The organism is Coleofasciculus sp. (assembly GCF_046539235.1).
GTDB lineage: Bacteria > Cyanobacteriota > Cyanobacteriia > Cyanobacteriales > Coleofasciculaceae > Coleofasciculus.
On the sequence record NZ_JBKHHI010000390.1, the window covers coordinates 1 to 6310 of the forward strand.

General features: G+C 48.7%; 7 protein-coding genes. 2 read left to right on the forward strand and 5 right to left on the reverse strand.

What is annotated here, in order from left to right; genetic code table 11:
• Nucleotides 1-165: 165 nt before the first annotated feature.
• The 5 genes from ACLFWI_RS24895 to ACLFWI_RS24915 all read right to left on the reverse strand — a co-directional run bounded on the left by ACLFWI_RS24895 (nucleotide 166) and on the right by ACLFWI_RS24915 (nucleotide 4361).
• The gene (locus ACLFWI_RS24895) at nucleotides 166-972 is read right to left on the reverse strand and encodes an inositol monophosphatase family protein (RefSeq protein ID WP_446415153.1); all 807 of its coding nucleotides are present in this window, start codon (nucleotides 970-972) and stop codon (nucleotides 166-168) included.
• Nucleotides 973-1107: 135 nt separating this feature from the next.
• Complete coding sequence (locus ACLFWI_RS24900; protein WP_446415154.1) at nucleotides 1108-2592, reverse strand: BCD family MFS transporter; 1485 nt, start codon at nucleotides 2590-2592, stop codon at nucleotides 1108-1110.
• A gap of 203 nt (nucleotides 2593-2795) precedes the next feature.
• Entirely contained in the window at nucleotides 2796-3356 is a 561-nt protein-coding gene (locus ACLFWI_RS24905) for an HsdM family class I SAM-dependent methyltransferase (RefSeq protein WP_446415155.1), read from the reverse strand.
• On the reverse strand, nucleotides 3278-3529 hold the full coding sequence (locus ACLFWI_RS24910) for a hypothetical protein (protein WP_446415156.1): 252 nt from the start codon (nucleotides 3527-3529) through the stop codon (nucleotides 3278-3280). Before ACLFWI_RS24910 ends, ACLFWI_RS24905 begins: the two co-directional genes overlap by 79 nt.
• Nucleotides 3510-4361: a DEAD/DEAH box helicase family protein gene (locus ACLFWI_RS24915; protein WP_446415157.1), complete on the reverse strand. Its 852-nt coding sequence runs from the start codon at nucleotides 4359-4361 to the stop codon at nucleotides 3510-3512. Before ACLFWI_RS24915 ends, ACLFWI_RS24910 begins: the two co-directional genes overlap by 20 nt.
• A 242-nt stretch (nucleotides 4362-4603) precedes the next feature.
• Between ACLFWI_RS24915 and ACLFWI_RS24920 the strand changes: the two genes are divergently transcribed.
• Together ACLFWI_RS24920 and ACLFWI_RS24925 are read left to right on the forward strand one after the other, a co-directional pair.
• Nucleotides 4604-5104 carry a DNA-binding protein gene (locus ACLFWI_RS24920; protein WP_446415158.1) on the forward strand — a complete coding sequence of 167 codons (501 nt, stop codon included), beginning with the start codon at nucleotides 4604-4606 and terminating at the stop codon, nucleotides 5102-5104.
• 147 nt (nucleotides 5105-5251) lie between these two features.
• Nucleotides 5252-6199 carry an aldo/keto reductase gene (locus tag ACLFWI_RS24925; RefSeq protein WP_446415159.1) on the forward strand — a complete coding sequence of 316 codons (948 nt, stop codon included), beginning with the start codon at nucleotides 5252-5254 and terminating at the stop codon, nucleotides 6197-6199.
• Nucleotides 6200-6310: the final 111 nt, after the last annotated feature.

The window sequence follows — 6310 nt, forward strand, 5'->3', positions numbered from 1 at the left end:
AAGGGGGTGAGGGGGTGATGGGGTGATGGGGTGATGGGGAAAGGGGGTGATGGGGTGATGGGGTGATGGGGTGATGGGGAAAGGGGGTGATGGGGGAAGCGTGGGTTGTAGAGACGTAGCATGCTACGTCTCTACAACCTCCGGTAAAACGTCTGGCTAGGGGAGCTAATTTTGTTGGATATAGGATTTGAACACATCCACTAATTCAGAACGGCTGACAATCAGCGTGGGAAACGATCGCTCACCATAATCTTGACCTGCTTTCAACGGGAAAATTGGGTCTGACTCCAACGACACCCAAACCGCACCCGCGGCTTTCACAATCACCCACGCCCCAGCAATATCCCAAATCTTCGGCGTTGCTTCTATCCCGCCAAGAACGGCTCCTGTGGCAACGGTGATGAAGTTATAACTGGCAACCCCTAACATCCGAATTTTACAGGGGAAGGGTTGCTGTAAGAGGGAGGTACTGCGAGAGCAAAGGTTGAAAAAGTGATTGCTACTGAGTTCATCGGGGCTACTGTGGATGGAAAACTCATTCATAAACGCGCCAGAAATAATATCCGGTAATCCAGATTCTCCCGCCCAAAAGCCATGAAAGGATTGCCCAATGGGGGGAAAATGAACATATCCGAACACAGGTGTACCATGATACAGCAACCCTAGAGAAATCCCCCAAATCGGAATACCTCGTGTAAAGTTAGTCGTACCATCTAAGGGATCGATAATCCAACACCACTCTGTATCAGGAAACAGATGTTCCCCTTCCTCACTGATGATTCCGTGACTAGGAAACCGAGACGCGATCGCACGACGAATCGTCTCATCTGCCCAATGATCCGCTTTTGTCACCAAACTCCCATCCGCTTTCTGTGACGCCTGACAGCAGCGAAAATCAGGTAGGAGTTGGCTACCGACATGGTTGGTAATCTCTTTGGCAAACTCAAGTACAGACGCCCAAAATTCCTTCATTGGTTAAATATCCATATAATTCCTCATCCAGAGTCCCTGGATAGAAATTGTCACCCTCATGCATTAGGTCAGGGCAGGCGCGAGTTACATCTGGGTCAACCCAAAATGATAACAGTGAAACCCGCCCCTACAATATTACCCGTCTAAATCGTTTTCCATAACCGTCGCGATCGCTTGCTTGGTATTATTCCGGAATTCTTGCACGTCCACTCGTCCCAAAAACCCAATCGCGGCAATCATCCCCACGGCTTGCAAGGCAAACACCAAACCATACGCTAACACAGGTGCGGTAAACAGGTTTTCTCCAATGGACAACACCCAACCACCGATAAAGGTAGCTAACCCCCGCGCCATCGCTTGAGATAATCCCCATGCACCGATAAAGGTTCCGGCTGTTTCCGCCGCCGTCAGATCCAGCATCAGACTTAATGCTCCCGTCGTGGTGATTCCCGCCGCTAGACCAAATAACAGCATCGCCAGCTTCAAAATCTCCCCCTGTTGGGTAAATCCGGCTAGAATAATCAGGCAGAAGCTAATGGCTACGGATAGACACCCCAATTTCGTCGTATTTTGTTTACCAATATGAGGTACGACTAAAAAGCCTGTGGTACTCACACCAATTAATGTACCTAATCCCCAATAGGAGTTGAGCCGAGTCGTTTCACCAATGGGCATCCCAAAGACATCAGCGCCATAAGGTTCCAACACACCTTCCTGCATAAACAGGCTAATCGTCATCACCAGTAAAAAGGTGAAAAATAAACCCGTTTGGCGACTGGCTGTTAACACTTTCAGCGCCCTACCCAAGGTAACTTGGTCTTCTCGCTCCACTAAACTAGAACGGGAGGCGTAGCGGGAGTATTTTTTCTCAATTCCCAGAGTTGCCAGGATCGCTAATCCCATAACCACCAGTGGCACAATGATAAACAGGCGGTTGAGGGGAGTCTGTAATGTGGCTAATGGCGAGGATAGAACCTCTGCACCAATCGGTGAGGCGGTTTCTGCTGGATCAAGGCTTTTGAGCAAGATACCTCCAGTAATCCCGCCAATAATAATACCCACCATCAGCATTGACCAGGTTGTGCCAATTAACTTCGAGCGATTGTCCTCATCAGAAACATCCACCAGCATGGCGGTAAATGGGGTAGAACTGGCACTTAGGGCTAAGCCATAGAGGGTAAAAATTAATGCCAATACCCCTGTCCAGCCTAATATCTCTGTATTTAACGTCCAGCCTCCAGCCCTTTGTACTGCTTCACCGAGTTGCCACATCACCTGAACCGCCAAAAAAGCCGCGATTGTAAATCCGGCGGTGCCCAGCCAAACATAACCACTGCGGTGATACCCAAATAGGGGTTTAGCATCGGAAAGCTGACCAAACCAAATTCTAGCTGGGGCAACCAATTGATGCATGGCTAAAACCCCCGTAGCATAAGCGGGATTAATCCCAAGTTCGCTAATCATCACCCGGTTAAGGATACCCAAGGTGAGAATCGCCATAATCCCTAACCCCATCTGGAATAAACCCAGGCGGAACATGGTCAAAATCTTGATTCTGGGCAGGGGTTTGTCCGGGGATGAGGGAGTGGACGAGGACTGAGTAAAATCACTGGTTTCCATAGACGTTCAGATGCGATCGTTTTTTTGGGATGACCTTATAAAACTATACGTTTCCTGAGGGTCTGTAACCAATAAACCCGATAAAATCAAAGAAATATGAACAAATGTAACGAAGTCAAAGCGCCAGGATGGGTGTCGCGATCATAAATCCCAGAACTTATGCGGCTACACTATATATAGTGGCAATGGTGCGTTACGCTACGCTAACACACCCTACAATCAGTTGCCTCTAGCAGTTTCCGGCGGATGGTTTCTCCAGCGCCACCTTCAAAGAGGACGTTATCAGGGACGACAATGGCAGCTTTACCGTGGATTTTGAGTAGGGTTCTGACGTGCTGGAGGAAGTTGAGTTGTTTGTTAGAACTGGTCGCCCAGAAATCATCACGCTGATAAACGATTTGTTCTTTTTGGGCTTTGCCTTCTTGGTTAAAGATGGTGACACTACTCTTTTTACCGAAGGGTGGATTGGTTAGCACCATCTCAAAGCGATCGCCTGGGTCGGACATGAGGCTATCTTTGGTTTCAATGGGACTTTCATCACTGCTAATCCCGTGTAAGTAGAGGTTCATGGCACAGAGGCGCACGACGCCATCGGCTACGTCTGTACCTTTAAAAGCCTGGTGTTTGATAAATTTCTTCTGTGCTTTATCGAGGCGATAATGGGTGTGTAGGTAGCGATGGGCGATCAGGAAAAACCCACCCGTACCACAGGCGGGGTCACAGATGCGATCTTCCCCGTCGTCCGATAAGTAATCTTCTGACAAAACTCATTCCCCTTAGCAAACTCTTTTCGCATCATCCTGACAATATCTTCAGCATGGGAATCATCCTTAGCAAAAACGAGGGTTTTGGGCACTTCCTCACGACCCGGAAAAATCTCAGTCAATACGCGATCGCGAAATGTCCGGATTACCGTTCTAATCTGGTCTTGAGCCACGACTGAGCGGTCTAACTCTTTCCCAGTGTAGGTAAAATCCTCGTCCAACTGTTGCCAGCGTATCTCTCGTATCAATCGTGTTAGACGAGAGTAACTGGACATTGTACAACTCAGTAAACTTACGCCCATCATCAGGAGTCACATACTGCTGAAACTCCTTCAGCGTCTGCTCTCCCAAATTCTTCCGATCGACAAGAAACAAGACCCGTTCTGCACCCGCTAACTTAATCAACCAGTAGATAAAACTAACGGCTGTATAGGTTTTACCGCTGCCTGTCGCCATTTGAATCAAAACCCTAGGACGATTGTCCCGGAAGGATTGAAATAAACCCGCGATCGCTTCTTCCTGGCATTTTCTTAAATCGGCTGTCTGAATCTTGGGCAGTTCCCTTAACTGGTTTCTTAGAGTCGTTTCCTGTCCTAACCAATCCCTCAACGTCTCTGGCTGATGGAACGCAAACAATCGGCGGGAACGAGGTTCTAAATCCCGCTCATCTCGGAAAAAAGTCTCATCACCCGTACTCTCATAAGCAAAAGGTAAAGGTTTACGATAACAAGGTAAATTCGACGGTAAACCAAAAAGATACTTACCCGACTGAAGCTCAACACCACTAAGGGTTGTACCTTTAGCTTTCGCTTCAATAACTCCAGCCGCTTGACGATTAATAAATAACAGATAGTCAGCCGCACCCGTTTTGAGAGGATATTCTCGCACCACGACACCCAGAGCCGCACCTAAATTTAAATCTTGGTAATCCTGGACTACCCAACCCGCCGCCGTTAGGAGTTGGTCAATTTTTTCTCTGGCTATCTCTTCGGGTTTCTTCGGCAAGGCAGGGTTAGAACTCCACTAACTTTTGATCCGTAATTTTTGAATTTTAGCAAGCTCCCGATCCTGTATCAGAAGACAATACATCGTCTGCGTTTGAGAAGGCTCTTGCTGGAGTAAAGCTGTAACCACCATGCGATCGCGCACCGACCCGCCGCCTTTAATCAGGAGGGAACAACGTCATCCTAGCGGTAAACTATTTTTACAGCCACCTGGCTGAAAACTATTACGCTACCCTTACAGTTATGATGATAGTCGGTACGGCAGTTGCCGCTCAAATTTTAAACATCTCTACCGCTCGACTGAGAGTCCTACTGATTTCAGGCAGAGTGGAAGGAGCTTACAAGACCGGGAAAATGTGGTTAATGCCCCTCTTTAACGGCAAACCGATCATTAAGCCCGGTCAAAGAGGTCCGGCACCCCGTTGGCGCAATCCCAGAAAGCCAGCGAAAACAATCATTCACGTTAACTCACACAGAATTCGACAGAATCAAAAACACAACTCACAACAGCCCGTGATTACGGTCAAAAAGTGGTGCGACCACACGCCAGCAAAGGAGCAGGAACACAAAACCAGCAAGACTAACGTGTATGGACATGAGGTAGAAATACCGGGAGGATGTCGCATTGTTTATCGTCCCGATAGTCCCAGATGTGGTGCTAAGGTTTGGATCGAAACGTTTTACGACGTTAGGGTGATTGCTTGGGAACACAAAGGCGTTTTGTCCTATGACCTATCTCCGTGATTGCCGCGATCGCCCTTCATTCTCTGCATCTGGTGACCCGCAACGAAGACGACTTTGCCGGAACGGGTGTCGCGATCGTAAAAGTCCCCACCAGCAAAACCCGATACAATAAACATTAAGAAATGTAACAAACTCGGAGCGCAGGGAATGACAATCCAGACAACCACCTTAGCTGAAAATGGTCCCACCGTAACCAGCGTCGGCATTGGCACTTGGGCGTGGGGCGATAGGCTGTTTTGGGGCTACGGCAAAGATTATGGGATATCTCAGGTACGAGACGCCTTTGCCGCTACCTTAGATGCGGGAGTCAGCTTTTTTGACACGGCGGAAGTGTACGGATTAGGAGAATCCGAGTCGCTGTTGGGACGATTTATGAAAGAATTAGGGCGTCCAGCCCAGATAGCCACCAAATATTTCCCGGTTCCCTGGCGGTTTACGTCACAGTCGGTATCTGACGCTTTAACGGCTAGCTTAAAACGGTTACAGGTTGAGCAAGTAGAACTGTATCAGGTTCATTCTCCCTTTAGCTTCTTCATGAGTCAAGAAACCTTAATGAATGCCCTAGCGGATGAAGTGCAACGGGGGAGAATCGCCACGGTGGGGGTGAGTAATTACTCCGCCGAACAAATGCGGGAGGCGCATGGTTATCTTGCGGCTAGAGGAATTCCCTTGGCGGTGAATCAGGTGCAATATTCCCTACTAGAGCGGAAAATTGAGCGGAATGGGATTTTGGATACGGCGCGGGAATTGGGGGTAACGATTTTGGCGTATAGTCCTTTAGCCCAAGGATTATTAACCGGGAAGTACACCCCAGAAAACGATGTGAAACCCACAGGGGCGCGTCAGCTTGATCCGCGTTTTAGCAAAGGGGGGTTGGAGAAGATAGCCCCTGTGATTAAACTGTTGCGTCAATTGGGGGAAAAATATGATCGCACGCCCGCCCAGGTAGCGCTAAATTGGTTAATTGCCCAAGGTGTCGTGCCGATTCCGGGGGCGAAAACTGCCCAGCAAGCCCAGCAAAACGCTGGGGCGTTGGGATGGAGTTTAACGCCTGAAGAGGTGGAACAGTTGGATCAGGTGACTCGTGGTTTTTGAGGGAGATGGGGTGAGGGGGAGATCTCACAAGGGTAGGTTTTTTAAGATTGGGGTTGAGGTAAGACAAGGTAGACAGGTAGACCATCACTTCGACTTCGCTCAGCGACCGTA

Bases quoted from the DNA above. Each gene is read 5' to 3' on its own strand.
- ACLFWI_RS24900 (WP_446415154.1), bottom strand. From the start codon at position 2,592: ATGGAAACCAGTGATTTTACTCAGTCCTCGTCCACTCCCTCATCCCCG.
- ACLFWI_RS24895 (WP_446415153.1), bottom strand. From the start codon at position 972: ATGAAGGAATTTTGGGCGTCTGTACTTGAGTTTGCCAAAGAGATTACC.
- ACLFWI_RS24920 (WP_446415158.1), top strand. From the start codon at position 4,604: ATGATGATAGTCGGTACGGCAGTTGCCGCTCAAATTTTAAACATCTCT.
- ACLFWI_RS24925 (WP_446415159.1), top strand. From the start codon at position 5,252: ATGACAATCCAGACAACCACCTTAGCTGAAAATGGTCCCACCGTAACC.